The sequence below is a fragment of the Streptomyces sp. NPDC127197 genome (assembly GCF_042672405.1).
Taxonomy (GTDB): Bacteria; Actinomycetota; Actinomycetes; order Streptomycetales; family Streptomycetaceae; genus Streptomyces; species Streptomyces flavusporus.
Window position 1 is genome coordinate 75,545 of sequence record NZ_JBHXVG010000009.1, and the last position, 25,620, is coordinate 101,164.

The window sequence follows — 25,620 nt, forward strand, 5'->3', positions numbered from 1 at the left end:
GGCGTGTGGTGCCGGGCGGCGGACGCCCGAGGAGGAACGACCTGGAGCTGTACGTGAAAGAGGGCCTCCGCACACCGCGGAGGCCCTCTTCACTTACGCCGTACGGCCGTTACGCCGGAACCGACGCCACACCCGGGGCCAGGAACCGCTTCCCGTTCACCCGCTCGGAGACACCCTCACGGTCCAGGTACGGCGTGATGCCGCCCAGGTGGAAGGGCCAGCCGGCGCCCGTGATCAGGCAGAGGTCGATGTCCTGGGCCTCGGCGACGACGCCCTCGTCGAGCATGAGCCCGATCTCCTGCGCCACCGCGTCCAGCACCCGGGTCCGCACCTGCTCCTCGGTGAGGACGGTGTCGCCCTGCTTCAGCAGCGCGGCGACCTCCGGGTCCAGCTCGGGCTTGCCGCTGTCGTAGACGTAGAAGCCGCGCTTGCCCGCCTCGACGACCGCCTTGAGGTTCGGGGAGACGGTGAAGCGGTCCGGGAACGCCTTGTTGAGCGTCTCGGAGACGTGCAGGCCGATCGCCGGACCGACCAGCTCGAGCAGGACCAGCGGCGACATCGGCAGGCCCAGCGGCTCGACCGCCTTCTCGGCGACCTCGACCGGCGTGCCCTCGTCGATGACGTTCTGGATCTCGCCCATGAAGCGGGTGAGGATGCGGTTCACGACGAACGCCGGGGCGTCCTTCACCAGAACCGCCGTCTTCTTCAGCTTCTTGGCGACACCGAAGGCGGTGGCCAGCGAGGCGTCGTCGGTCTGCTCGCCGCGGACGATCTCGAGCAGCGGCAGAACCGCGACCGGGTTGAAGAAGTGGAAGCCGACGACCCGCTCGGGGTGCTTCAGCTTCGACGCCATCTCCGACACCGACAGGGAGGAGGTGTTGGTGGCAAGGATCGCGTGCGCCGGGGCGACCGCCTCGACCTCCGCGAACACCTGCTGCTTGACGCCCATCTCCTCGAACACGGCCTCGATGATGAAGTCCGCGTCCGCGAAGCCCTCGGCCTTGTCCAGGACACCGGAGACCAGCGCCTTGAGGCGGTTGGCCTTGTCCTGGTTGACCCGGCCCTTGCCGAGCAGCTTGTCGATCTCGGCGTGGACATACCCCACACCCTTGTCGACGCGCTCCTGGTCGATGTCCGTCAGGACGACGGGCACCTCGAGGCGGCGCAGGAAGAGCAGGGCGAGCTGCGAGGCCATGAGGCCCGCGCCCACGACGCCGACCTTGGTGACCGGACGGGCCAGCGACTTGTCCGGAGCACCCGCCGGACGCTTGCCGCGCTTCTGCACCAGGTTGAACGCGTAGATACCGGCGCGCAGTTCACCGCCCATGATCAGGTCGGCGAGGGCCTTGTCCTCGGCGTCGTAGCCCTGCTGGAGGTCGCCGTTCTTGGCGGCGGCGATGATGTCCAGGGCGCGGTAGGCGGCCGGGGCCGCGCCGTGCACCTTGGAGTCGGCGAAGGCACGGCCGCGCTCGACGGCCTGGTCCCAGGCCTCGGTGCGGTCGATGACCGGGCGCTCGACCTCGATGTCGCCCTTGAGGACGGAGGCCGTCCACAGCAGCGACTGCTCCAGGAAGTCGGCGCCCTCGAAGATCGCGTCGGCGATCCCGAGGTCGAAGACCTGCTGGCCCTTGAGCTGCTTGTTCTGGTTGAGCGAGTTCTCGATGATGACGCTGACCGCGCGGTCCGCGCCGATCAGGTTCGGCAGCAGCGTGCAGCCGCCCCAGCCCGGGACCAGGCCCAGGAACACCTCGGGGAGCGAGAACGCCGGGACGGCCTTCGAGACGGTCCGGTACGTGCAGTGCAGACCGACCTCGACGCCGCCGCCCATGGCCGCGCCGTTGTAGTACGCGAAGGTCGGCACGGCGAGGCCGGCGAGGCGCTTGAAGACCTCGTGGCCGCCCTTGCCGATGGCGAGCGCGTGGTCGTACTCCTTCAGCAGCTCGACGCCCTTGAGGTCGGCGCCGACCGCGAAGATGAACGGCTTGCCGGTGATGCCGACGCCGACGATGTCGCCGTCCGCGGCCTCCTTCTCGACCTGGTCGATGGCGGTGTTGAGGTTCGCCAGCGAGGCCGGGCCGAAGGTGGTCGGCTTGGTGTGGTCGTGCCCGTTGTCCAGGGTGATCAGGGCGAACCGCCCGGCCTGGAAGGGCAGATCGAAGTGGCGTACGTGCGCCTGGGTGACGACCTCGTCCGGGAACAGCTCGGCCGCACCCTTCAACAGCTCAGCGGTGGTGCTCACTTGTCCCCCTCGAAGTGCGGGTTCTCCCAGATGACCGTCGCGCCCATGCCGAAGCCGACGCACATGGTGGTCAGGCCGTAGCGGACGTGCGGCTGCTCCTCGAACTGGCGGGCCAGCTGCGTCATCAGACGGACGCCGGAGGAGGCCAGCGGGTGCCCGAAGGCGATGGCGCCGCCGTACTGGTTGACGCGCTCGTCGTCGTCGGCGATGCCGTAGTGGTCCAGGAAGGCCAGGACCTGGACGGCGAAGGCCTCGTTGATCTCGAACAGGTTGATGTCCTCGATCGACAGACCGGCCTTGGCGAGGGCCTTCTCCGTGGCCGGGATCGGGCCGTAACCCATGACCTCCGGCTCGACGCCCGCGAAGGCGTAGGAGACCAGGCGCATCTTGACCGGCAGGTTGTTCTCGCGGGCGAAGTCCTCGCTCGCGATGATCGACGCGGTGGCGCCGTCGTTCAGACCGGCCGCGTTACCGGCGGTGACCCGGCCGTGGACGCGGAACGGGGTCTTGAGGCCCGCCAGGTTCTCCAGGGTGGTGCCCGGGCGCATCGGCTCGTCGGCGGTGACCAGGCCCCAGCCCGTCTCCCCGGCCTCGGCGTTCGTGCGTCGCACCGAGATCGGCACCAGGTCCTGCTGGATCTTGCCGTTGGCGTACGCCTTGGCGGCCTTCTCCTGCGAGCGCACCGCGTACTCGTCGGCGCGCTGCTTGGTGATGTGCGGGTAGCGGTCGTGCAGGTTCTCCGCGGTCATGCCCATGAACAGGGCCGACTCGTCGACCAGCTTCTCGCTGACGAACCGCGGGTTCGGGTCCACGCCCTCGCCCATGGGGTGGCGGCCCATGTGCTCGACACCACCGGCGATGACGGCGTCGTAGGCGCCGAAGGCGATGGAACCGGCGGTGGTCGTCACCGCGGTCAGGGCGCCGGCACACATGCGGTCGATGGAGTAGCCGGGCACGGACTGCGGCAGCCCGGCGAGGATGCCGGCGGTGCGGCCGATGGTCAGGCCCTGGTCGCCGATCTGGGTGGTCGCAGCGATGGCGACCTCGTCGATCTTCTTCGGGTCGAGACCCGGGTTGCGGCGCAGCAGCTCCCGGATCGCCTTCACGACGAGGTCGTCGGCGCGGGTCTCGTGGTAGATGCCCTTCGGGCCCGCCTTGCCGAACGGGGTGCGGACGCCGTCGACGAAGACGACGTCCCTGACGGTACGAGGCACGATGGCTCTCCTCCAGAGGTGCGGGGGCGCTGAGCGCGCGCTTATGACCATGCTACTAATGAGTAACGTAGCTGCACAGTCCTGCTGGGTCGAGCGGTGAAGGTCACACCAGCGGGCGTCGCTTTGTCGGGCGCCTACCAGCTTCCTGAAAGGAGCGACCAGGTGAGGCGCCCCTTCAGGGGCGCGGGGCTGTATCGATATGCGGCTCCTCCCCCACTCTCGGCTTCGCTCGAGCGGGGGGACTCCCACCGCGGGTGCGAGCAACCACACACGACCTTTGGCCGCCGCACGACACAAACCCCTACGGCGCCTTGGCGGCCAACGCAGCCACCAGAACCGGCGTCACCAGCGCCACCTGCCATGCCCGAGCCCCATGTCCGACCAGCGCGGCAGCAACGGCCTCCCCGTCGGCAGACTTCGGCGGCTCCCAGCACAGGCGCCGCACGGTGTCCGGCGCGATCAGGTTCTCCTGAGGCAGGTTGAGCTGCTCGGCCAGCGCGGACACCCCGGTGCGCGCCGCGGACAGTCGAGCCGCGGCCGCCGGATCCTTGTCCGCCCACGCCCGTGGCGGTGGCGGCCCGGCCACCGGCTGCCCCGGCTGCGGCAGCCGGTCCTCGGGCAGCGCCTTCGCGCGATCCACCGCGGCCTGCCACTGCTCCAGCTGCCGCCGCCCCACCCGGTGCCCGAACCCGTTCAGGGCCGACAGAGCGTGCACATTCGCCGGCATGGAAAGCGCGGCCTCGACGATGGCCGCGTCGCTGAGAACCTTGCCCGGCGATACGTCTCTGCGCTGGGCGATCCGGTCCCGCATCTGCCACAGCTCCCGCACGACGGCCAGCTGCCGACGACGCCGTACCTTGTGCATCCCCGACGTACGACGCCACGGATCCTTACGGGGCTCGGGCGGCGGAGCCGACGCGATCGCGGCGAACTCCTGCCGGGCCCACTCCAGCTTGTCCTGCCGGTCCAGCTCCTTCTCCAGGGCGTCGCGCAGATCGACGAGCAGCTCCACGTCGAGGGCCGCGTACCGAAGCCAGGGCTCGGGGAGCGGGCGGGTGGACCAGTCGACCGCGGAGTGCCCCTTCTCCAGGACGAAGCCGAGTACGTTCTCGACCATGGCCCCCAGGCCGACCCGCGGAAACCCGCAGAGCCGCCCGGCCAGCTCGGTGTCGAACAGCCGCGTGGGGATCATGCCTATCTCCCGCAGGCACGGCAGGTCCTGGGTGGCCGCGTGCAGCACCCACTCCACGCCGGACAGCGCCTCGCCCAGCCCCGACAGGTCGGGGCAGGCGGCGGGGTCGATCAGCGCGGTGCCCGCGCCCTCCCGGCGCAGCTGCACGAGGTAGGCGCGCTGTCCGTAGCGGTAACCGGAGGCGCGCTCGGCGTCCACGGCTACCGGGCCGGAGCCGGCGGCGAAGGCGGCGATGACCTCCGCGAGGGCGGCCTCGTCCGCGATCACGGGCGGAATGCCCTCGCGCGGCTCCAGCAAAGGGATCGGTGACAGGTCGGGCGCCCCTGCTGCAGAAGTTCCGCCGTCGTCCGGAGGGGCGCCCCCGGTGGTTCGCAGTGAAGTGTCTGCTGCGGTGTCTTGGGCGTCGGTCACCTGTCAAGGGTATCCGTGGATGGACAGCGCCCGCCGACGGAACGTTCCGTCGACGGGCGCGCGAGGGTCGTAAACCAGTCAGGCCGGTGCGGGACCGGGTGCACGACGGGCGGGGGAGGTAGGGCGGATCGGCGGCCGATCCGGTTCACGTCCGTGGTGGTGAGGCGGGGTGGCGGGGGAGGGGTGGCTCGAAGGGTCGGGGTGCGGTGAGTGTCAGTGGATGATGCCGGTGCGCAGGGCCACCGCCACCATCCCGGCGCGGTCGCCCGTGCCGAGCTTGCGGGCGATGCGGGCGAGGTGGCTCTTGACGGTCAGGGCGGACAGGCCCATCGAGACGCCGATCGCCTTGTTCGACTGGCCTTCGGCGACCAGCCGCAGCACCTCCACCTCGCGGCCGGACAGCTCGCGGTAGCCACCCGGGTGACTCGGGGCACCCGGGGGGCGGCGGTGCAGACGGGCGGCAGCCGCGCCGATGGGAGCGGCACCCGGTCGGGTGGGGAGCCCGACGTTGGTGCGGGTGCCGGTGACGACGTAGCCCTTCACACCGCCCGCGAGGGCGTTGCGCACCGCGCCGATGTCGTCGGCGGCGGACAGGGCGAGACCGTTGGGCCAGCCGGCGGCGCGGGTCTCCGACAGGAGCGTGAGGCCGGAGCCGTCGGGCAGATGGACGTCGGCGACGCAGATGTCGCGGGGGTTGCCGATGCGGGGACGAGCCTCTGCGATGGACGAGGCCTCGATCACATCGCGCACACCGAGCGCCCACAGATGGCGGGTGACGGTGGAGCGGACGCGAGGGTCGGCCACGACCACCATGGCGGTCGGCTTGTTCGGGCGGTAGGCGACCAGGCTTGCGGGCTGCTCGAGGAGAACGGACACCAGGCCTCCTGGGGTGCGGGACGGGGCCGGCTCGTGGGGGGTGAAGGGGGACGAACCGTGCTTTCAAGGTCACAGACGTCTTCGGCACCAAACCGGTCCGCCTTTAGAAAATGATCGCGATCCGGTGAGTAACAATTTGTGCAATTCGGACACGCGGTCGATCATTCGAAGATCGAACAGCTTCGGTTCGCGTCGTGGTACGGCCGAAAGTGGTCGTATCGACAAAGAGATCGGCCTGAAGCGGCCCGGCCGGGTGACGCTCAGCGCGACTGCGGGCCGCGCCGCTGGGGCAGCGTCACCACCGAGGCGTCACCCGGACCGGCCGGCGGCAGGCCCGCGACCTGCGCGAGCAGATCGCACCAGGACGCCAGATGCGCCGCCGTGTCCGGCGCCCCGCCCAGGCCCTCCCGCGGTGTCCACGAGGCACGGATCTCGATCTGCGAGGCGGACGGGCGCGCGGACAGCCCGCCGAAGTAATGGGAGCTCGCGCGCGTGACGGTACCGCTCGCCTCCCCGTACGTCAGACCGCGCGCCTGCAACGCCCCCGTCAGCCAGGTCCAGCACACCTCCGGCAGCAGCGGGTCGGCGGCCATCTCCGGCTCCAGCTCCGCGCGCACCAGCGTCACCAACCGGAAGGTACCCCGCCAGGCGTCATGCCCGGCGGGGTCGTGCAGCAGCACCAGCCGGCCGTCGGCCAGGTCCTGGTCGCCGTCGACGACGGTGGCCTCCAGCGCGTACGAGTGAGGGGCCAGCCGCTGCGGCGCGCGGGTGGGCTCGACCTCGATCTGCGGCCGCAGCCGCGCGGACCGCAGTGCGTCCACGGCGGCCCGGAAGGGCAGCGGAGCCGTCTCGCCCGCATGCAGGTCCTCCTCCTTCGGGTCGTCCGTTCCGCCAGCGTCGTCCGACAGTCGTCCCTGAGCCGCAGCCATGCGGTGCAGATTAAGCGGAACGGGGGCTGAGTGCAGGGTGACACCCCGCCCGCCTGTTGGTGCCGGCCTCGCCGGGGGCTGCCGCCCCCAGGCCCCCGCCTCGTCGTGGGTGGTTCCTGCCGCACGGTGGGTGCGGGACCGTGTGTGGCTGGTCGTGCAGTTCCCCGCGCCCCTTGAGGCCGGCTGCCCCTGCCCCCGTTGTCAGTGCGGCGTGCGAGACTTTCGTCGTGAGTGCGAACGGAAGCCCCTCGGGCAAGCAGCCGACAGCGACGTATGACTCCGCCTTTCTGAAGGCGTGCAGGCGTGAGGCCGTGCCGCACACGCCTGTGTGGTTCATGCGGCAGGCCGGGCGCTCGCTGCCCGAGTACCGCAAGGTGCGCGAGGGCATCCCGATGCTCGAGTCCTGCATGCGGCCCGAGCTGGTCACCGAGATCACGCTGCAGCCGGTGCGGCGGCACAACGTGGACGCGGCGATCTACTTCAGCGACATCGTCGTCCCGCTCAAGGCCATCGGCGTCGACCTGGACATCAAGCCCGGCGTCGGTCCGGTCGTCGAGCGCCCGATCCGTTCCCGCGCCGACCTTGCCCAGCTGCGCGATCTGACCCCCGAGGACGTGTCCTACGTCACGGAGGCGATCGGCATGCTGACCGCCGAGCTCGGTCGGACGCCCCTCATCGGCTTCGCGGGCGCCCCGTTCACCCTGGCGAGCTACCTCGTGGAGGGCGGCCCGTCCCGCACGTACGAGAACGCCAAGGCGATGATGTACGGCGACCCCGAGCTCTGGGCCGACCTGCTCGACCGCCTCGCGGACATCACCGCCGCGTTCCTCAAGGTGCAGATCGAGGCGGGCGCGAGCGCGGTCCAGCTCTTCGACTCCTGGGCCGGTGCTCTCGCCCCCGCCGACTACCGGCGCTCCGTCCTGCCCGCCTCGGCGAAGGTCTTCCGCGCGGTCGAGGAATACGGCGTCCCGCGCATCCACTTCGGCGTCGGCACCGGCGAGCTGCTGGGCCTGATGGGCGAGGCCGGTGCGGACGTCGTCGGCGTCGACTGGCGGGTCCCGCTGGACGAGGCCGCCCGCCGGGTCGGTCCCGGCAAGGCGCTCCAGGGCAACCTCGACCCGACGGTTCTGTTCGCCCCGCAGGAAGCCGTCGAGGCCAAGACCCGCGAGGTCCTGGAGGCGGCGGCGCAGCTGGAGGGACATGTCTTCAACCTCGGCCACGGCGTCATGCCGTCCACGAACCCGGACGCGCTGACCCGCCTCGTGGAGTACGTCCACACGCGGACGGCCCGCTGACTCACCACGCCTGCCGGGGCCGTGCCCGCCTGCCGAACAGCAGGCCGCGCGGTTCCGGCGGCGGTGGCGTGCCCGGCTTCAGCGGCCAGGCGAGCAGCATGCCGGCGAGGAAGCCGACGATGTGGGCGGCGTAGGCCACGGTGCCCACGTCGGAGACGCCCTCGCCGGCGGAGTACACCGCCTGGAGCGCGAACCAGAAGCCCAGCACCAGCCAGGCCGGCAGGCGCAGCGGCAGGAAGATCAGGAACGGCACCAGGACCCACACCCGGGCCTTCGGGTACAGCACCAGGTAGGCGCCGAGGATCCCGGCGATCGCCCCGGACGCGCCGATCAGCGGTTCGGACGAGTCGTCGTTGAGGAGCGCGAAGCCGTACGAGGCCGCATAGCCGCAGACGGCGTAGAAGAGCGTGAACCGCACATGGCCCATGCGGTCCTCGATGTTGTTGCCGAAGATCAGCAGGAAGAGCATGTTGCCCAGCAGGTGCAGCCAGCTGCCGTGCAGGAACATCGCGGTGAGCACGCTGAGTTCCGGCGACTTGTCGTAACCCGGCGGGCCGACCACGCAGCCCGGGCCCTGCGGCCCCACCGCGATGTCGCCGGTGGGCACCAGCCGCGGCATCTGATGGTGAATCAGTTCGCGTGGCACCACGGCATATTGGTCCAGGTAGGCCTGGAGATGGCACAGCTGGGCCAGGCTGCCGTCGCCCGCCACGGAACCCGCCATGCCGGGCATGGACAGGAACACGGCGACGTTCGCCGCGATCAGCGCGTATGTCACCCAGGGCGTGCGGCGCGCCGGGTTCACGTCATGGACGGGGATGACCACAAGGAAGTAGTGCCCGCGATAAGTCCGCCGAACCGGTGAACGCGGCCGTCCGGGTGTGCGTATGTCTTCTCGACCGGCCGCGGCACGGCGAGGCGCGTCGCGGGACGACGTGAGGAACAGGCGATGAACGACCGAGTTACTCCTGCGATGCAGGCCACGCCCGACGGCGAGGCACAGATGGCGCTGGTGGTTCACCTCCCCTGGGAGGACGTCGCCCGGCTCGGCCAGGAGGCCGGCCGGCTGGCGCAGCAACTGCAGCGCCCGGTGACACTGGACGAGGCGGTGAGCCACCGGCTGCGATCCGTCTCCCCGGGCGCGCACGCGAAGCCGGCGGGGGCTCAGCCGACGGCCATGCCGTCCGCCGCATCCGTGTCGTCGCTACCGTCACGCCCGCCGGCGGAACAGGCACGGCAAGCGATCGACCGCATCAACGGCACGGCGTAGTCGCCGGAGAGGGGCAACGCCCTCAGGGACGCGGGGAACTGCGCGACCAGCCCCCCACTACCCGCACCCGGCGACACACCGGCACCCCTACGGCGCCCCCCGAACCACCCTCCCCGCAGCCTTCCGCGCAGCGACCAACACCGGATCCCACACCGGCGAAAACGGCGGCGCATACCCCAGATCCAGCGCCGTCATCTGCTCCACCGTCATCCCGGCGGTCAGCGCCACCGCCGCGATGTCCACCCGCTTGCCCGCCCCCTCCCGGCCGACGATCTGCACGCCGAGAAGCCGCCCGGTGCGGCGCTCGGCGAGCATCTTGACGGTCATGGGGGAGGCGCTCGGGTAGTACCCGGCGCGGCTGGTGGACTCGATGGTCACCGTCTCGAACTGCAGCCCCGCCCGCCGGGCGTCCTTCTCGCGCAGCCCGGTACGGGCGATCTCCAGATCGCACACCTTGCTCACCGCCGTGCCCACCACGCCGGGAAACGTGGCGTAGCCGCCGCCGACGTTCGCCCCGATGATCTGGCCGTGCTTGTTGGCGTGGGTGCCGAGCGCTATATGCCGTTCGCGGCCGGAGACGAGGTCGAGGACCTCCACGCAGTCGCCGCCCGCCCAGATGTTCTCGTGCCCGCGTACCCGCATCGCCAGGTCGGTGAGCAGCCCTCCGTGCTCGCCGAGGGGCAGTCCCGCCGCCTTCGCCAGCGCGGTTTCCGGGCGTACGCCGATGCCGAGCACGACGACGTCCGCCGGGTACTCGGCGTCCGCCGTGGCCACGGCCCGTATCCGGCCGTCCTCGCCCATGTGCAGCTTGGTGACCTCGGCGTCGTTGACCATGGTGATGCCCATGCCCTCCATGGCCCGGTGCACCAGGCGGCCCATGTCCGGGTCGAGGGTGGACATCGGTTCCCTGCCGCGGTTGACGACCGTGACCTCGAAACCGCGGTTGATGAGCGCCTCCGCCATCTCGACGCCGATGTAGCCCGCGCCGACGACGACCGCACGCCGGCCCCGCGTGCCTGTGAGGGTGTCCAGGAGGTCCTGGCCGTCGTCCAGGGTCTGCACCCCGTGGACGCCGAGGGCGTCGATGCCCGGCAGGTCGGGGCGGATCGGGCGGGCGCCGGTGGCGATCACGAGTTTGTCGTACGCCGTCCAGGACTCCGCCCCGGAATCGACGTCACGCGCGCGTACCCGCCCTTCCTCGACGTCGATCTCCGTGACCTCCGTGCGCAGGCGCAGATCGATGCCGCGTGCGCGGTGCTCCTGCGGAGTGCGCGCGATCAGCTCGTCCCGGTCGGAGACCTCGCCGCCCACCCAGTACGGGATGCCGCATGCGGAGTAGGAGGTGAAGTGGCCGCGCTCGAAGGCCACGATCTCCAGCTCGTCCGGGCCCTTCAGCCGGCGGGCCTGTGACGCCGCGGACATCCCCGCGGCGTCACCGCCGATCACGACCAGGCGCTCTGCCCCGTTGCTGCCACGGCTCATGCTCATGCGGACACGCTACGGGGACCGGGCTTTTCAGTCCTGCTCGCCCCGCTGCTCCTCCCCGGCGCTCTCCGGCGCAGGCCGGGCGGTGGGCAGCGGACCCAGCGCCGTCATCGCGTTCTCCGCGGCCGGGCGGCGCGACAGCCGGGGCCGTACGAGGCGCAGCCAGAGCAGGACGAGCAGCGCGGCCAGTGCGGCGAACGGCAGCACCGCGGCGACGGCCACCACGATCCAGCGCAGCATCGCCACGAACGCGTCCCAGCCGCCCGTCAGCGCGTCCACGAACCCGGGATCGTCGTCGCCCTCGGCGGCCTTCTTCACCGGCGTCTCGGACAGGGAGAGCGTGATGGTGGCCAGGCTCGTACGGTCCTTCAGGGACGCCTGCTGGGCGAGCAGCGCCTCCAGGTCGGCCTGGCGGCCGCTCAGTTCGCCCTCCAGCTCCACCACGTCGCTGAGTTTGGTCGCCCGGTCCATCAGCTCGCGGATCCGGGCGACGCTGGCGCGCTGCGTCCTGATCCGGCTCTCCACGTCGACGACCTGGTCGGTGACGTCCTGTGCCTTCGCGGTGCGGTCGAGGAGCTTGCCGGCGCCTTCCAGGTCGGTGAGGACGTCCTCGTACCGGTCGGCGGGCACGCGCAGGACCACGCGGGTGCGCTCGTTGCCCTTCTCGTCCCGCGTGGTGGTCTCGCTGCCGACGTAGCCGCCGGCGTTCTCGGCGGTGGCGCGGGCGTCGTCCAGAGCCTTGGGCACGTCCTTGACCTGCACGGTCAGGGATGCGGTGTGGATGATGTCGCTCGTGCCGAGCTGGGGCGGCGCGGTGGCGCGGCCCGAATCGGCACGGTTGCCGCTGTCGGGGACGCCCTCTTTGACGCCCGCCTGGGCGCCCTTGGAATCGGCCTGGGCCGCGGCCTCGCCGGCACTGCTGTCGCTTCCACTGTCGTCCGCGCCGGTGCAGCCCGTGAGGGCGAGGGCGGTGGCGATCAGGATCCCGGCCAGGGCCTGGATGGGCCGTCGTACGGAACGTCGTGAACGTCGTGCGCGCATGTGGGTGCATCCCCCCGAGGGTCGTGACGACTGACGCTTCTTCGACGCCGGGACAGGGCGGGACGTTTGACCGGGCCGGTCCCGATGCGGTCACGGTCGGGACTCGGTGGGGCCACGGGGTCACGGCGGGACTGTCAGTGGCCTCTGAGAAGGTGGAGCCATGAACGGAGCACGCACGGACGCCGGGCATGTCGTCGTCATCGGAGCCGGAATCGCCGGGCTGGCCGCGGCGCACCGGCTGCTGGCGCGGGGGGCACGGGTGACCGTGCTGGAGGCGTCGGACCGGGTCGGCGGGAAGCTGCTGCCCGGCGAGATCGCCGGCGTGCGGGTCGACCTGGGCGCCGAGTCGATGCTGGCGCGCCGGCCCGAGGCGGTGGCCCTCGCCCGCGAGGTGGGGCTGACCGACCGGCTCCAGCCGCCGGCGACCGCGTCCGCCTCGCTCTGGACCCGCGGCGCCCTGCGCCCCATGCCCAAGGGGCAGGTCATGGGCGTGCCCGGCACCGCGTCCGCCCTCTCGGGGGTCCTGTCCGACGAGGGCCTGCACCGCATCGAGCGTGACGCCGACCTGCCCCGCACCGAGGTCGGCGACGATGTGGCGGTGGGGGAGTACGTGGCGGCGCGGCTCGGCCGCGAGGTCGTCGACCGCCTGGTGGAGCCACTGCTTGGCGGGGTGTACGCGGGCGATGCGTACCGCATCTCGATGCGGTCGGCCGTCCCCCAGCTCTTCCAGGCCGCCTGCACCCACACCTCACTGACCGAGGGGGTGCGGGAGATCCAGGCCGGGGCGGCCGCGGCCCAGCAGAGCGGGCCGGTGTTCATGGGCATCCGGGGCGGCGTGGGCAGTCTGCCCCTCGCCGTCGCGGAGTCGGTGCGCGCCCGCGGGGGCGAGATCGTCACCGGGGCACCCGTGACGGAGCTGCGCCGGGATCCGGCCGCCGGGTGGCGGATCGTTGCCGGCGACCGGGTGCTGCATGCCGACGCCGTGATCGTCGCCGTGCCCGCGCCCGCCGCGGCCGGCCTGCTGCGCGCAGAGGCTCCCGCCGCCGCTGCCGAGCTCGTCGCCGTCGAGTACGCGTCCATGGCTCTGGTCACCCTCGCCTACCGCAGGTCCGAGGCGCACCTTCCCGAGGGCAGTGGGTTCCTGGTGCCGCCGGTCGACGGGCGGACCATCAAGGCGTCGACGTTCGCCTCGCAGAAGTGGGGCTGGATCGCCGACGAGGACCCGGACCTGGTCGTGCTGCGCACATCCGTCGGGCGGTACGGCGAGACGGAGATCCTCCAGCGCGACGACGCCGGGCTCGTGGAGGTCTCGCGCACCGACCTGCGCGCGGCGACCGGCCTGGCGGCGACCCCCGTCGAGACCCGCGTCACCCGGTGGTCCGACGGCCTGCCCCAGTACCCCGTCGGCCACCACGCGCGCGTGGCCCGCATCCGGGAGCACATCGGCAAGCTGCCGGGACTGGCCGTGTGCGGCGCGGTGTACGACGGCGTGGGCATCCCGGCGTGCATCGCGAGCGCGTACGCGGCGGTGGACCAGATCCACGGTGACATGGGCGCTGTGCAGGAGCTCACCGCGAACCCGGTGCAGAGCCTGCACGGCGGAGCGGGAGAATAAGGGACATGAGTGACGACGCCCCCACCACCGGCCCTGCTCGGATCCCGAACAAGGGCAAGCTGGCCAAGGACCTCAACGAGGTCATCCGCTACACCCTGTGGTCCGTGTTCAAGCTGAAGGACGTACTGCCCGAGGACCGCGCGGGCTACGCCGACGAGGTCCAGGAGCTGTTCGACCAGCTCGCCGCCAAGGACGTCACCGTCCGCGGCACCTACGACGTCTCCGGGCTGCGTGCCGACGCCGACCTGATGATCTGGTGGCACGCCGAGACCAGCGACCAGCTGCAGGAGGCGTACAACCTCTTCCGCCGTACGAAGCTGGGCCGCGCCCTGGAGCCGGTCTGGTCGAACATGGCGCTGCACCGCCCCGCCGAGTTCAACCGCTCGCACATCCCGGCGTTCCTTGCCGACGAGACGCCCCGCGACTACGTCAGCGTCTACCCGTTCGTGCGCTCCTACGACTGGTACCTCCTGCCCGAGGAGGACCGCCGCCGGATGCTCGCGGACCACGGCAAGATGGCCCGCGGCTACCCGGACGTGCGCGCCAACACGGTCGCCTCGTTCTCCCTCGGCGACTACGAGTGGATCCTCGCCTTCGAGGCCGACGAGCTTTACCGCATCGTCGACCTCATGCGCCACCTGCGCGGCTCGGAGGCCCGGCGGCACGTCCGCGAGGAGGTGCCCTTCTTCACCGGGCGCCGGAAGTCCGTGACGGAGCTGGTCGCGGGCCTCGCCTGATCAGTGTGTGGGCCGGGTGGCCGTTGCCTTCGGGGTGCGGCCGCCCGGTGTCGTCGGCTTCGGTTCCGGGTGCGGTGCGCAGGCCGCCCGGCCCGACGGGAGGCGGCCCTGCAGCAGGTACGCCTCCATGTGGCCGTTGACGCAGGGGTTCGCGCCGCCCGCGATGCCGTGCGTGCCGGCGTCCCGTTCGGTCACCAGGACGGAGCCCGACAGCCGGCGGTGGAGTTCGAGGGCGCCGCGGTACGGGGTGGCCGCGTCCCGCTCGGCGGCGAGGATCAGCGTCGGCGGCAGCTCCCCGGGCCCGGTCCGCACATCGAGGGGCTGCTGACGCGGCGCCGGCCAGTAGGCGCACGGCAGGTTCATCCACGCGTTGTCCCAGGTCTCGAACGGTGCCATGCGGGCGAGCCGGGTGTTGTCCCGGTCCCAGACCTTCCAGTCCGTCGGCCAGGGCGCGTCGTTGCACTCGACGGCCGTGTAGACCGCCCTGGAGTTCTCCGCCTCCACCGCCTTCTCCTCATGGGGCGCGGCCAGGTCGACCAGCGGCCGCGGATCGCCCTTCAGATAGGCCGACAGCGCCTCGGCGCGGCGCGGCCAGAAGTGGTCGTAGTACCCGGCCTCCAGGAACATGCTCTGCAACTGGCCCGGGCCGACCTTGCCGCCGGCCGGCTCGGCGGCGAGCCGCGCCCGTGCGGTGTCGTAGCTGCGCTGCACCTTCTCCGCGGTGGCGCCCAGCCCGTACACGGTGTCGTGCCCCGCGATCCACGCCTTCAAGTCCGCCCAGCGCCCCTCGAACGCGGCCGACTGGTCGAGGTTGTTGCGGTACCAGATCTGCGCCGGGTGGGGGTTCACCGCGGCGTCGAACACCATGCGCCGTACGTGGGAGGGGAACAGCGTCGCGTACAGCGCCCCGAAGTAGGTGCCGTACGACGCGCCCACGAAGGTCAGCTTCTTCTCGCCGAGCGCCGCGCGCAGGACGTCCAGGTCGCGGGCGTTGTTGAGGGAGTGGTAATGCCTGAGCGCGCTCCCGGACCGCTGGGCGCAGCCGCGGGCGTAGGCCTTCGCCCCCGCGATGCGCTCCTGTTTGTACGACTCCGAGGGGTGCGTCGGTGCCTGCGAGGGCGCCTTGAAGTAGTGCTTGGGGTCCTGGCAGGACAGGGGTGCGGAGCGGCCGACGCCGCGCGGGGCGTAGCCGACCAGGTCGTACGCGGCCGCGAGGCGCTTCCACTCGGGGAGTCGACCGAGCAGCGGAAAGTGGAAGCCGGAGGCGCCGGGGCCGCCGGGGTTGTAGACCAGGGCGCCCTGGCGCGGCACCTTGCGCTTGCTGTTGTGCGGGTCGCGGTGGGTGGCCCGCACTCTGCTGACGGCGAGTTCGATCTGCCTGCCGTGGGGCTGCGCGTAGTCGAGCGGCACGGTGACCTTGCCGCACTCCATGGTCTCCGGCAGGTCCTGTGCGTCGGGGCACTTGCCGAAGTCGATGCCCTCGGCCTGTGCGCGGGCGGCGGCCACGGCGGTGCCGCGCATCTCGGCCGCCATGTCCGGGGCGCCGGGTGCGCCGTCGGCCGGGGCGGCGACGAGCGTGGTGAGGAGCAAGGAACCGGCGGCCGTGTAGAGGACGGCAGCTCTCATCGCGTATCCCTTCGGAGCGCGGCAGCAACAAAAGGGATATTTCGGGCTATTGCGGGTGAAGGCAAGCACCGAACGGCCGGTGCCGTCGCCAATGCGCCCGTACGCCCCCAGGCCCTGTCCGCCCGGGAGGCCCACGGCGAGTACGTGTGGGCCTCGGTTCGGGGGAGGCCCGGTCAGCGGCGGAGCAGTACCCGGCGGGCGCGTGCCATGCGGGAGCGCGGACGAGGTGTCGTACCCGCCCGCTCCAGCCACCACTCCCGCAACTCCCGCCGCACGCTGGCGTCTTCGGGCCGCTCGCCGAGCAGCAACTGCTCGGCGAAGTGCAGTGCGTCGCGCCGGTAGCCGCCGGTCATCGGGTGCCGGTGGGCGTACGCGAGGAAGGTGGGCCGGTAGGCGTCACCGAGGATCTCCGGCAGCTCCGGCGCGACCTTCGCCACCACGTCCGCCCGCTTCCCGGCCAGTGCCCGCGCCTGCACCCCGAGTCGCACCCGGTCGAACCCCTCCGGCACGGGCGTACCGGCGACGAGCGCAGACAGCAGCGCGGCCTGCGCGAGGCCGAGCCGCTGGCGAGCCGGGTCGGAGGCCTGCGTCGAGGGGGCCGGCCCGGCCGTCGGGAGAGCGGCTCGGTCCGGCTCACCGCCCCTTGCCCGCCCCTCCTCCAGGGCATCCCGAATCGCCACCAACTCCCGCTCCAGCTCCGCCGGTTCGGGGAAGTTCTCGTCCCGCTCCAGCAGCACTCCCGGCGGTGAGACACGGGACGCGAGGTCGGTCAGGATGTCCAGGACCGGCTGCGGGACCGGGTGGGCGTGGCTGTCGTGCCAGACGCCCTCGCGCTCGAAGCCGCCCGCCACATGGACGTAGGCGAGGGCCTCCAGCGGGATCTCGGCGAGCGCCTTGGCCGGGTCCTCGCCGCGGTTGACGTGGTTGGTGTGCAAGTTCGCCACGTCGATCAGGAGCCGTACGCCGGTGCGGTCGGCCAGCTCGTACAGGAACTGGCCCTCGGTCATCTCCTCGCCCGGCCAGGAGATCAGCGCCGCGATGTTCTCCACGGCGAGCGGAACGGGCAGCGCGTCCTGCGCGATGCGCACGTTCTCGCACAGCACGTCGAGGGCGTCCCGGGTGCGCGGCACCGGCAGCAGATGCCCGGCCTCCAGCGGCGGGGACGCGGTCAGCGGGCCGCCGGCCCGGACGAACGCGATGTGCTCGGTCACCAGTGGCGAGCCCAGCGCCTCCGCCCGCTCGGCGAGGGCCGTCAGCCGTGCGGGGTCGGGCCGCTCGGCGCCGCCGAGGCCCAGGGAGACGCCGTGCGGGACGACCGTCACCCCGCGCTCACGCAGCCGCAGCAGCGCGTCGGGGAGATGGCCGGGGCAGACGTTCTCGGCGACGACCTCGACCCAGTCGACGCCCGGCATGGCTTCCACGGCGTCCGCGATCTCCGGCCGCCACCCGATTCCGGTCCCCAGTCGCTCCATGGCCCCCTCCTTCACGTCCGGTCTGCCACCTGGATCCGCTGTGTCGTCTCCTTCGACGGCCCGCTGTTCCGGCGTGAGGGGGGTATGGCCCCGGCCTCGGGGCACGAACCCTTCGGCGCGCACGTTCAGAGCAACATTTGAGGTTGGCGTGGCCGGCACCAGAAGGTACGGACGGGAGGCCCCGGACGTTCACGACCGGCCACGGAACGCTCAGCGCAGCGCCGGATGGTCCGCGACCACCGTGCAGGAACCGGGAGCGATCTCCGTGAACCCGGCGTCGCGGACCAACGGCAGCCCGATCGAGGTGAGTTCGCGCCAACGGGCCGGGTCGGCGGTGCGCACGGCCAGCGGGAAGCCCGCGTCCCGCCAGGCCGCGCGCTCCTCGTCCGACAGCTCCCACCAGGCGAGCTGGGCGCCGTGACCGGCCTGGGCCATGGCCTTGCCAGCCGACATCTCCACGTCCGGGTTCAGCCACAGCACCGGCGCGCTCCGGTCCGCCTCGACGGGCGGTTCCGGGTCGTCGAGGTCGGTGCCGGAGACCTGGAGCTTCGCCAGCTCCTTGGGCCAGCCGTCGAGCGGAACGGGCGGGAACACCCGTACCTCCGCCGCCTTGCCCGTGACCGTGATGCCGGGCAAGGCCTCCGCCCGCCGCCACTCGGCGCCACGCGCCCGCCGCACCACCTTGCGGATCCGGGCGTCCTGCCAGTCCCGCATCGCCTGCGCCCACTCGCCCTCACCCAGCGACCGCTCGTCGCTCAGCATCACCAGGACGGCACGGGCGGCCGTCTCCAGGGCGTCGGTCCGGGCAGGTGGCGCCCCTCGCTCGATCCGCACGACAAGCGGCAGCACAAACTGCGGCGCGGTGTCGCGTGCGCTGGGCTCGGACCGGAAGGGGCTGTCGTTCAGTTCGCTGGTCACGTCGTCCAGTCTGCCAACCTCAGGGTCACGGGGCGGTATCGGTGTGTGGCTGAGCCGCGTGGGCGGCCTCGATCAGCTCGGACACCTTCACGAACCGGTACCCCTGCCGGCGCAGCTCCGGCACGATCACCCGCACCGCGCGCTCGGTCGTCGGGGCCGCGCTGCGTGTGCAGTGCAGCACGACGACCGACCCCGGCCGTACGCCGTCCAGCACGTCCCGGGCCACGGCGTCGGCGTCCGTCGCGAACGCGTCCCCGCTCACCACGTCCCACTGCACCGCGGTCAGGCCGGCTCCGCCGAGCGCGCGCAGGGCCCGTCGGTCGTAGCAGCCGCCGGGGAAGCGGAAGTACGGCTTCGCGTCCGGTACGCCTGCTCTGCGGAAGGCGGCGTACGCCCGCTCCACGTCCGCCCGCATCCGGTCCTCGGCGACCGTCGGCAGCCCGTAGCAGTCAGGCGTGAAGGCGTAGTGGCTGTAGGAGTGGTTGGCGATCTCGAAGAGGGGGTCCCGGCCGATGCTCCGGGCCTGGACGGGGTACTCCTCCGCCCAGCGTCCGGTCATGAACACGGTGGCCGGCACCTGCAGCGACCGCAGCGTCGCGATCAGCGAGGGGTTGTCGAAACGTTCGCCCGCGGCCGCGCGGGGACCCTGGTCGGCGGTCATGTCCGCGTCGAAGGTGAGCGCGACCGTCCTGCCCTGGGTGCGCGGCCCGTTGGTGAAGACGGGGGTGAGGCCTTCGGGGCCCTGGGCGAGGGTGGGCGCACGGGAGTCGGCGGCCGACGGGCCCGGGCGGGCCGGGCGGGGCTGCGGGCGCTCGGTGCCGCCGCAGCCGACGAGGGCGGCGCCGAGTACGCAGACGGCGGTGAGACGTCGTACGGGAAGGATCACCGAATGAACATAAGCAGAAAAGCATATAAACAGGGCACTCGGTCCTTGGTGTCCCTTCGATGTCACCCGCTCAGCTGTCGTCGATCTCCGGAACCGCGTGCGTGGCGCCCGCCGCTCGTGCTGCGGAGTGGTGGTCCGGCGTGTGGGTCTCCAGGAAGCGCAGCAGCTCCACCGGGATGGGGAGGACGAGCGTCGAGTTCTTCTCGGCGGCGACTGCCATCACCGTCTGGAGCAGCCGCAGCTGCAGCGCGGAGGGCGTGTCGGCCATCTGCTGCGCCGCCTCGGCCAGCTTCTTCGACGCCTGGAGCTCGGCGTCCGCGTTGATGACCCGGGCCCGCCGCTCGCGGTCGGCCTCTGCCTGCCGGGCCATGGACCGCTTCATGGTCTCGGGCAGCGACACGTCCTTGATCTCAACGCGGTCGACCTGCACGCCCCAGCCCACGGCCGGACTGTCGATCATCAGCTCCAGGCCCTGGTTGAGCTTCTCGCGGTTGGACAGCAGATCGTCCAGGTCGCTCTTGCCGATGATCGAGCGCAGCGAGGTCTGGGCCATCTGGGAGACCGCGAACTTGTAGTCCTCGACCTTGATGAGCGCGCTGGCCGCGTCGACCACCCTGAAGTACACGACCGCGTCCACACGCACGGTCACGTTGTCCCGGGTGATGCCCTCCTGGGCGGGCACGGGCATCGTCACGATCTGCAGGTTGACTTTGTGCAGCCGGTCGACGATCGGGATGATCAACGTGAATCCGGGCGGACGCACGGAACCTCTGAGCCGGCCGAGGCGCAGCACCACACCGCGTTCGTACTGCTTGACCACCCGCGCCGCTGCGGCGAGATACAGCGCGCCCGCGGAACCGACCGTCGCGGCCACGGCCAGGAGTTCGTCGAGCATGACGACCCCCCTCACCCGGAGGAGCGTAATGAGTGAAAGCCTTCTCCTGTTAAAGATATGCCCGGTATCGGGTCCGGGGCCATGGTCGGTCCCGGACCCGATGCGGGCCCCGGTCAGGGCGAGGTGACCTTGACCGGTTCGGTGCCGGACGCACTGTGCCGCTCGGCCCAGCTCTCCAGCGCCGTACGGCAGGCGTGGTCCAGGTGGTGGAGGCCAGAGAGGTTCAGCTCGATCGGCCGGTCCTGGGGCAGTGACTCCAGGCTGTCGAGTATTTTCGGCAGCCTGAGGAACGTCGCGTTGCCCGACAGATAGACCTGGATCGGGCCGGCGCCCTTGTCTATGACCTCCATCTTGAGGTGCGAGGCCTCCCAGGCGGTCTTGATGACCGCCAGGGCGAGGCCGATCAGGACGCCCTCGAACATGTTCACGGCGACGATGGCGACGGCGGTGACGACGAGGATGAGCGCCTCGCCCTTGTGGCTCCGCCACAGCGTCGCGATCTGCCGGAACGGGATCAGCTTGAAGCCCGCGTGGATCAGGATGCCGGCCAGGGCGGGGACCGGGATCAGCGCCAGGGCCCACGGCATCGCGGCGGCGAACAGCAGCAGCCAGACGCCGTGCAGCACCCGCGACGCCTTGGTCTTCGCGCCCGCGGCCACGTTGGCGGAGCTGCGCACGATCACCGCGGTCATCGGCAGCGCGCCGAGCAGACCGCACACGGTGTTGCCCGCGCCCTGGGCGACCATCTCCTTGTTGTACTCGGTGCGCGGACCGTCGTGCAGCCGGTCCACGGCCGCTGCGCTGAACAGGCTTTCCGCCGAGGCGATCAGCGCGAACGCGACGATCGTGCCCCAGATGGCCGGGCTGGCCAGCTCACCGAACGCCTCGGCCCCTGGCGGCTGGATGACGCCGAGCAGACCCTCCACCTGGACGGTGGCGACCGGCAGGCTGAAGGCCAGGGTGGCGACCGTGGCCAGGACCACCGCCGCGAGGGCGCCGGGCACGGACTGCACCTGCTTCGGCATCTTCTTCCACAGCACGATGACGACGATGGTGCCCGCGCCGATCGCGAGGGAGGCCAGGGCCTCGGTGTTCCCGAACGCGTCGGCGAACGCCCGGGGCAGACCCACGATCTTGCCGATGCCGCTCTCCGGGGCCTTCAGGCCCGCCGCCGCGTAGATCTGGCCGGCGATGATTACCAGGCCGATGCCGCACAGCATGCCCTCGACGACGGAGACGGAGATGGCCCGGAACCAGCGGCCGATCTTCAAAAAGCCCATGGCGAGCTGAAGCAGACCGGCCATCAGCACGATCACACCGAGCGTGGCCACCCCGAACTCGCTGACGGCCTCGAAGACCAGCACGGTCAGGCCGGCGGCCGGGCCCGACACCTGGAGGCTGCTGCCGGGCATGAGCCCGGTGACGAGGCCGCCCACGATACCGGTGACCAGGCCGAGTTCGGCCGGGACACCGGAGGCGACGGCCACGCCGACGCACAGCGGCACCGCGACCAGGAAGACGACGATGGAGGCGCCGAAGTCCTGCTTGAGATAAGGGTATTTGTGGGGGCTTTTCTGGGGGTTTTTGTGAGGGGAATTGGTCATGACGGGATTCACAGGGCCTCGAACGCGTCGGTGGCCGTGCGGTGTTCGCGCACGGTGCCGGTGTGTACCTCGTAGTACCAGCCGCGCAGTCGCAGTCGGCCGTCCGCGAGTCGCTGCTCGACGCACGGGTAGGAGCGCAGGCGCAACAACTGGGCCAGCACATGCTGTTGCACCGCTTCGGCGACCGTCGGGTCCGCCGGATCGGCGGACTTGGGCTCGTCGGCGGCGTGCGCCAGCCAGTCGCGCACGGCAGGTACGGCATCGAGGTCGTCGCCGCGCACCAGCGCGCCGACGGCACCGCAGTGCGAGTGGCCGCAGACCACGACGTCCTGGACGCCGAGCACCTCCACGGCGTACTCGATGGTGGCCGCTTCACCGGTGGGGTGGCCGGAGGGGTAGGGGGGAACGATGTTGCCCGCGGTGCGCAGCTCGAACAGCTGGCCGGGGCGGGCGCCCGTGATCAGGGCCGGTACGACCCGGGAATCGGAGCAGGTGATGAACAGGACCTCGGGGGACTGGCCCTGTGCGAACCGGGCGAACTCCTCAGGGCGTTGTCCGAACGTGCGGGCGTTGTCGATGAGGGGCTGCATGATGTGGTGATTCCTCCTGGCGCACCGTCAGGGCGCGTCGGGCGGGCAGGACAGAGGTGGGGGGACTGCTCTGCTCTCAGCAGCGGAAGACCTGAAGTGCCGCCGGAGAGTGGGCTGTCGAGGGTCTCGACGCATGGTCGTGTGCGGCGCTGCGCACGCTCGCGTCGGATTCGGCCCCCTGATCCCGCGCCGGCAGCGGGCGCTCGGGCGCGCAGGGCGCGGGGTCGACCGCGCGGTGGCGGTCGCGGATACGCAGGGGACCGGTCGGGTCCCCGAACTGCGTGTCGTGGTGGCACGCGGCGTCCTGGGCGCGCAGCACCTTGCCGGAGGGGTTGGTTCCGGGCTGGGCCTCGGCCTCTGCGTGACGGGTTGTGTACGCATGTGCGAAGGACGCCGTGGACGTGAAGAACGGGAGGGTCAGCAGGAGGGCAGCCAGGACCGAGTACAGCGTGCGGGCCGTCCCACCTCGAAACATGAGCCTCCCTCCGGTTTGTTCACGTCTCTAGTCCGTACCAACGGTTGGTCAACGGTTGGTCAAGAAAGACATTAACCCTGCAAAGTTGTTTGCAGGGTTAACTCGGCGTTTCGACCCGGAGAGAGCCTCAAAAGCAAGGGTGGTTTGGCGTGATCCAGCCCTTGAATCTGGGGGGTTGGTCCGCTACTGGGTGTCGACCAGGCGCTTCGCGTCCCGGGCCAGTGCGGTCAGCCGGGAGATCGCGCGGAAGTACTTCTTGCGGTAGCCGCCCTTCAGCATGTCCTCGCTGAACAGCTGATCGAACGGCAGTCCCGAGGCCAGGACCGGAACCTCCCGGTCGTAGAGCCGGTCCGCGAGGACGACGAGCCGCAGCGCCGTCGACTGGTCCGGAATCGGCCGTACATCCGTCAGGCACACCGCCTTCAGGCCGTCGGTCAGGGCGCCGTAACGGCTGGGGTGGACCCGGGCGAGGTGGTCCAGCAGGTGCGGGAAGTCGTCGAGCGAGGCGCCCTCCGTGGCGTACGCCGCCTTTATCACCTGTTCGTCCGAATACGGGGCCGGAGCCTGAGGCAGGCCGCGGTGGCGGTAGTCCTCGCCGTCGATGCGCAGGGTGCGGAAGTGGGCGGACAGGCCCTGGATCTCGCGCAGGAAGTCGGCCGCGGCGAAGCGGCCCTCGCCGAGCTTGCCCGGCAGGGTGTTCGACGTGGCGGCGAGCGCGACGCCCGCGTCGACCAGCTTGCCGAGCAGGGTGGAGACCAGGACGGTGTCACCCGGGTCGTCGAGCTCGAACTCGTCGATGCACAGGAGACGGTGGCCGGACAGCGTCCGCACCGTCTGCTGGAAGCCGAGAGCTCCGACGAGGTTGGTCAGCTCCACGAACGTGCCGAACGCCTTCAGCGCGGGCTCGGCCGGGGTGGCGTGCCACAGAGAGGCGAGCAGATGGGTCTTGCCGACGCCGTAGCCGCCGTCGAGGTAGACACCGCGCGGTCCCGCCGGGGGCTTGGGGGACCTGGACCTGCCGAACCCGAAGAATCCGCGCCTGCCCGTGCCGGGCACTCCGCCGAGGCCGGTGGCGAAGCCTTCGAGGACCCCTACCGCCTCGCTCTGGCTGGGCTGGTTCGGGTCCGGGATGTAGGTGCTGAAGCGCACCGAGTCGAAGCGGGGCGGGGGCACCATCTCGGCGACCAGGCGATCCGCGGGGACATGCGGCTCGCGGGCGCACAGGGAGAGCGGGCCGGCTTCGGCTATCGGGCTCCGCCCGGCGGCGGTAGAGGTGGACACGCTTACCCATGCTAAGGGGTGGCCCGGGTCCGGCTGTGGGCTGCGGGCTGTATGTGGCCGGGCCCACGGTGGGGGTCCCCCGCTCGGGGGAAGGCGAGACGTCGGACGGTTCCTCCCCCGCGTGGAACACTGCACTGCATGCGACGCCTGTTCCCTGTGACCGACCGGCCGGACGACCGCGAGTGGAGCCTCGCCGAGCTGGCCGCCGCCTATGCCTATCCCGAGCCCCGGCCGGGAGAGCCGGTGGCGTGGGTGCGGGCCAACATGGTGAGCACGCTCGACGGCGCCGCCCAGCACGACGGTCGCTCGCAGCCCATCTCCAACGCCACCGACATGCGGATCTTCGGCACGCTCCGGGCGCTGGCGGACGTGGTCGTGGTCGGCGCCGAAACGGTCCGTCAGGAGGGGTATCGCCCGGCACGCGCGCGTGCGGAGTTCGCGGGGCTGCGCAAGGCGGCCGGGCAGGGGCCCGCGCCCGCGATCGCGGTGGTCACCGCGAGTCTGGATCTGGACTTCTCGCTTCCGCTGTTCACCTCGCCCCTGGTTCCGACCCTGATCCTCACGGGCGCCGCCGCGGCCCCGGACCGGATCGTGGCGGCCGAGAAGGCCGGCGCCCGGGTGGTGGTCGCCGGTGACGGCGTCGGAGTGGAGCCCGCCCGGGCCGTACGGGCCCTCGCCGAGCTGGGGTACACCCGACTGCTGACCGAGGGCGGCCCACGGCTGCTGGGCCAGCTGGTGGCCGCCGGGGTGCTCGACGAGCTGTGCCTGACCGTGTCCCCGATGCTCACCGCGGGCGACGCGCAGCGGATCGCAGGGGGGCCGTCGGTGGCGGTGCCGCAGCGTTTCGCCCTGGCGTCCCTGCTGGAAGAGGCCGGGTTTCTGTTCTCCCGTTACCGTCGGTCCTGAGGTCGGCGGAATTGTCCGTTCCGTTTAGCTTTCGCCGGGCACACTAGGACTCGCAGTACCCGTGCGATCACGGGGCAGGATGGTTTCCGCAGGGCCTGGTACGGCCCACGGAGGAGAAGGGGCGCCTGGTGTTCACAAGCGTTTTGATGATCGAGAAGGCCCTGACGTCCGCCGACGTGGAGTTCGTCACCACCTTGCACGGGGACGAGCCGGTCACCTTCCACGTGCTGCTCCAGCCGCGCGGCGAGCAGGCGGACCGGTTGCTGCGCGCCATCGACGACCTCGCCCTCGGCGATCTCGACGAGGCGGTGCGCGAGGGCGAGACCCCGGAGGGGGAGGCGGCCAGAACGGAGGGGCAGCGGGCGCTCGAGGTGTCCCTGCAGGCGCTGCGGGCCTCGGGCAGCGAGGCGGAGGGGCGGCTGATCGAGGCCCACCCGCTCGATGTGCTCAAGGACCTCGTCGAGGAGACCGGTGCCGACGAGGTGATCGTCCTGACCGATCCCCACTACGTGGAGGAGTTCTTCCACCGGGACTGGGCTTCGCGGGCCCGGCACCGGGTCGGAGTGCCCGTGCTGAAGTTGTTCTCGCACAGCAAGGCATAGTGAGGCGCTGTCGGCCGCAGGCAATAGGCTGGGGCCCGCGTTCGCTCGCGGGCGCTGATCG

23 protein-coding genes are annotated in these 25,620 nt (G+C 71.4%); 6 read left to right on the plus strand and 17 right to left on the minus strand.

Annotated features, from left to right (window positions below):
• Positions 1-109: 109 nt before the first annotated feature.
• The 5 genes from ACFVJQ_RS16480 to ACFVJQ_RS16500 form a co-directional block, all read right to left on the minus strand.
• A complete protein-coding gene (locus tag ACFVJQ_RS16480) occupies positions 110-2,239 on the minus strand; it encodes a 3-hydroxyacyl-CoA dehydrogenase NAD-binding domain-containing protein (RefSeq protein ID WP_385784419.1) in 2,130 nt (709 codons plus the stop codon).
• On the minus strand, positions 2,236-3,453 hold the full coding sequence (locus tag ACFVJQ_RS16485; RefSeq protein WP_385509553.1) for a thiolase family protein: 1,218 nt from the start codon (positions 3,451-3,453) through the stop codon (positions 2,236-2,238). The genes ACFVJQ_RS16480 and ACFVJQ_RS16485 overlap by 4 nt, the downstream gene beginning before the upstream one ends.
• 301 nt (positions 3,454-3,754) lie before the next feature.
• On the minus strand, positions 3,755-5,056 hold the full coding sequence (locus tag ACFVJQ_RS16490) for a ribonuclease D (RefSeq protein ID WP_385509554.1): 1,302 nt from the start codon (positions 5,054-5,056) through the stop codon (positions 3,755-3,757).
• Between the two features lie 213 nt (positions 5,057-5,269).
• Complete coding sequence (locus tag ACFVJQ_RS16495) at positions 5,270-5,932, minus strand: response regulator transcription factor (RefSeq protein ID WP_003993737.1); 663 nt, start codon at positions 5,930-5,932, stop codon at positions 5,270-5,272.
• Between the two features lie 260 nt (positions 5,933-6,192).
• Positions 6,193-6,861, minus strand: a complete 669-nt coding sequence (locus ACFVJQ_RS16500) for a DUF3000 domain-containing protein (RefSeq protein ID WP_385509555.1) — start codon at positions 6,859-6,861, stop codon at positions 6,193-6,195.
• A 227-nt stretch (positions 6,862-7,088) separates the two neighbouring features.
• On the opposite strand from ACFVJQ_RS16500, the gene hemE reads away from it, so the two are divergent.
• On the plus strand, positions 7,089-8,156 hold the full coding sequence (gene hemE, locus ACFVJQ_RS16505; protein WP_385509556.1) for a uroporphyrinogen decarboxylase: 1,068 nt from the start codon (positions 7,089-7,091) through the stop codon (positions 8,154-8,156).
• 1 nt (position 8,157) lies between these two features.
• Here hemE and ACFVJQ_RS16510 read toward each other — a convergent pair whose 3' ends face one another.
• The gene (locus ACFVJQ_RS16510; RefSeq protein ID WP_385509557.1) at positions 8,158-8,982 is read right to left on the minus strand and encodes a rhomboid family intramembrane serine protease; all 825 of its coding nucleotides are present in this window, start codon (positions 8,980-8,982) and stop codon (positions 8,158-8,160) included.
• Positions 8,983-9,105: 123 nt separating this feature from the next.
• Here ACFVJQ_RS16510 and ACFVJQ_RS16515 point away from each other — a divergent pair, with 123 nt between their 5' ends.
• Positions 9,106-9,426 (plus strand): hypothetical protein, encoded by a 321-nt coding sequence (locus ACFVJQ_RS16515; protein ID WP_129803300.1) that lies wholly within the window; start codon positions 9,106-9,108, stop codon positions 9,424-9,426.
• Between the two features lie 87 nt (positions 9,427-9,513).
• On the opposite strand, the gene ACFVJQ_RS16520 is transcribed toward ACFVJQ_RS16515, so the two are convergent.
• Together ACFVJQ_RS16520 and ACFVJQ_RS16525 are read right to left on the minus strand one after the other, a co-directional pair.
• On the minus strand, positions 9,514-10,914 hold the full coding sequence (locus tag ACFVJQ_RS16520) for an FAD-dependent oxidoreductase (RefSeq protein WP_385784426.1): 1,401 nt from the start codon (positions 10,912-10,914) through the stop codon (positions 9,514-9,516).
• A 27-nt stretch (positions 10,915-10,941) separates the two neighbouring features.
• Positions 10,942-11,952 carry a DUF4349 domain-containing protein gene (locus ACFVJQ_RS16525; protein WP_385784429.1) on the minus strand — a complete coding sequence of 337 codons (1,011 nt, stop codon included), beginning with the start codon at positions 11,950-11,952 and terminating at the stop codon, positions 10,942-10,944.
• A 160-nt stretch (positions 11,953-12,112) separates the two neighbouring features.
• Here ACFVJQ_RS16525 and hemG point away from each other — a divergent pair, with 160 nt between their 5' ends.
• The gene (gene hemG / locus ACFVJQ_RS16530; protein ID WP_385784432.1) at positions 12,113-13,567 is read left to right on the plus strand and encodes a protoporphyrinogen oxidase; all 1,455 of its coding nucleotides are present in this window, start codon (positions 12,113-12,115) and stop codon (positions 13,565-13,567) included.
• A 5-nt stretch (positions 13,568-13,572) separates the two neighbouring features.
• Entirely contained in the window at positions 13,573-14,304 is a 732-nt protein-coding gene (gene hemQ, locus ACFVJQ_RS16535; RefSeq protein WP_385509561.1) for a hydrogen peroxide-dependent heme synthase, read from the plus strand.
• Here hemQ and ACFVJQ_RS16540 read toward each other — a convergent pair whose 3' ends face one another.
• The 9 genes from ACFVJQ_RS16540 to zapE form a co-directional block, all read right to left on the minus strand.
• The gene (locus tag ACFVJQ_RS16540; protein ID WP_385784436.1) at positions 14,305-15,930 is read right to left on the minus strand and encodes an alpha/beta hydrolase; all 1,626 of its coding nucleotides are present in this window, start codon (positions 15,928-15,930) and stop codon (positions 14,305-14,307) included.
• A 173-nt stretch (positions 15,931-16,103) separates the two neighbouring features.
• On the minus strand, positions 16,104-17,402 hold the full coding sequence (locus ACFVJQ_RS16545; RefSeq protein ID WP_385509563.1) for a DUF692 domain-containing protein: 1,299 nt from the start codon (positions 17,400-17,402) through the stop codon (positions 16,104-16,106).
• A gap of 210 nt (positions 17,403-17,612) precedes the next feature.
• Positions 17,613-18,329 carry an aminoacyl-tRNA hydrolase gene (locus tag ACFVJQ_RS16550; RefSeq protein ID WP_385509781.1) on the minus strand — a complete coding sequence of 239 codons (717 nt, stop codon included), beginning with the start codon at positions 18,327-18,329 and terminating at the stop codon, positions 17,613-17,615.
• 16 nt (positions 18,330-18,345) lie between these two features.
• Entirely contained in the window at positions 18,346-19,206 is an 861-nt protein-coding gene (locus ACFVJQ_RS16555) for a polysaccharide deacetylase family protein (protein WP_385784439.1), read from the minus strand.
• A gap of 70 nt (positions 19,207-19,276) precedes the next feature.
• Positions 19,277-20,101, minus strand: coding sequence for a slipin family protein (locus ACFVJQ_RS16560; RefSeq protein WP_385784757.1), 825 nt, complete (start codon positions 20,099-20,101; stop codon positions 19,277-19,279).
• Positions 20,102-20,214: 113 nt separating this feature from the next.
• Complete coding sequence (locus ACFVJQ_RS16565) at positions 20,215-21,705, minus strand: SulP family inorganic anion transporter (protein WP_385509565.1); 1,491 nt, start codon at positions 21,703-21,705, stop codon at positions 20,215-20,217.
• A gap of 8 nt (positions 21,706-21,713) precedes the next feature.
• Positions 21,714-22,295 carry a carbonic anhydrase gene (locus tag ACFVJQ_RS16570; RefSeq protein WP_385509566.1) on the minus strand — a complete coding sequence of 194 codons (582 nt, stop codon included), beginning with the start codon at positions 22,293-22,295 and terminating at the stop codon, positions 21,714-21,716.
• Between the two features lie 76 nt (positions 22,296-22,371).
• Positions 22,372-22,770 carry a hypothetical protein gene (locus ACFVJQ_RS16575; RefSeq protein ID WP_385784443.1) on the minus strand — a complete coding sequence of 133 codons (399 nt, stop codon included), beginning with the start codon at positions 22,768-22,770 and terminating at the stop codon, positions 22,372-22,374.
• Positions 22,771-22,953: 183 nt separating this feature from the next.
• Positions 22,954-24,051, minus strand: coding sequence for a cell division protein ZapE (gene zapE / locus ACFVJQ_RS16580; protein ID WP_385784446.1), 1,098 nt, complete (start codon positions 24,049-24,051; stop codon positions 22,954-22,956).
• Between the two features lie 138 nt (positions 24,052-24,189).
• Between zapE and ACFVJQ_RS16585 the strand changes: the two genes are divergently transcribed.
• Positions 24,190-24,957: a pyrimidine reductase family protein gene (locus tag ACFVJQ_RS16585; protein ID WP_385784449.1), complete on the plus strand. Its 768-nt coding sequence runs from the start codon at positions 24,190-24,192 to the stop codon at positions 24,955-24,957.
• Between the two features lie 128 nt (positions 24,958-25,085).
• Positions 25,086-25,559, plus strand: coding sequence for an indole-3-glycerol phosphate synthase (locus tag ACFVJQ_RS16590; RefSeq protein ID WP_385509571.1), 474 nt, complete (start codon positions 25,086-25,088; stop codon positions 25,557-25,559).
• Positions 25,560-25,620 lie beyond the last annotated feature (61 nt).

Excerpts from the sequence above, each read along its gene's own strand:
- ACFVJQ_RS16500 (WP_385509555.1), bottom strand. The coding sequence starts at position 6,861 with ATGGCTGCGGCTCAGGGACGACTGTCGGACGACGCTGGCGGAACGGAC.
- ACFVJQ_RS16515 (WP_129803300.1), top strand. The coding sequence starts at position 9,106 with ATGAACGACCGAGTTACTCCTGCGATGCAGGCCACGCCCGACGGCGAG.
- ACFVJQ_RS16520 (WP_385784426.1), bottom strand. The coding sequence starts at position 10,914 with ATGAGCATGAGCCGTGGCAGCAACGGGGCAGAGCGCCTGGTCGTGATC.
- ACFVJQ_RS16525 (WP_385784429.1), bottom strand. The coding sequence starts at position 11,952 with ATGCGCGCACGACGTTCACGACGTTCCGTACGACGGCCCATCCAGGCC.
- hemG (WP_385784432.1), top strand. The coding sequence starts at position 12,113 with ATGAACGGAGCACGCACGGACGCCGGGCATGTCGTCGTCATCGGAGCC.
- hemQ (WP_385509561.1), top strand. The coding sequence starts at position 13,573 with ATGAGTGACGACGCCCCCACCACCGGCCCTGCTCGGATCCCGAACAAG.
- ACFVJQ_RS16540 (WP_385784436.1), bottom strand. The coding sequence starts at position 15,930 with ATGAGAGCTGCCGTCCTCTACACGGCCGCCGGTTCCTTGCTCCTCACC.
- ACFVJQ_RS16545 (WP_385509563.1), bottom strand. The coding sequence starts at position 17,402 with ATGGAGCGACTGGGGACCGGAATCGGGTGGCGGCCGGAGATCGCGGAC.
- ACFVJQ_RS16560 (WP_385784757.1), bottom strand. The coding sequence starts at position 20,101 with ATGCTCGACGAACTCCTGGCCGTGGCCGCGACGGTCGGTTCCGCGGGC.
- ACFVJQ_RS16565 (WP_385509565.1), bottom strand. The coding sequence starts at position 21,705 with ATGACCAATTCCCCTCACAAAAACCCCCAGAAAAGCCCCCACAAATAC.
- ACFVJQ_RS16570 (WP_385509566.1), bottom strand. The coding sequence starts at position 22,295 with ATGCAGCCCCTCATCGACAACGCCCGCACGTTCGGACAACGCCCTGAG.
- ACFVJQ_RS16575 (WP_385784443.1), bottom strand. The coding sequence starts at position 22,770 with ATGTTTCGAGGTGGGACGGCCCGCACGCTGTACTCGGTCCTGGCTGCC.
- ACFVJQ_RS16585 (WP_385784449.1), top strand. The coding sequence starts at position 24,190 with ATGCGACGCCTGTTCCCTGTGACCGACCGGCCGGACGACCGCGAGTGG.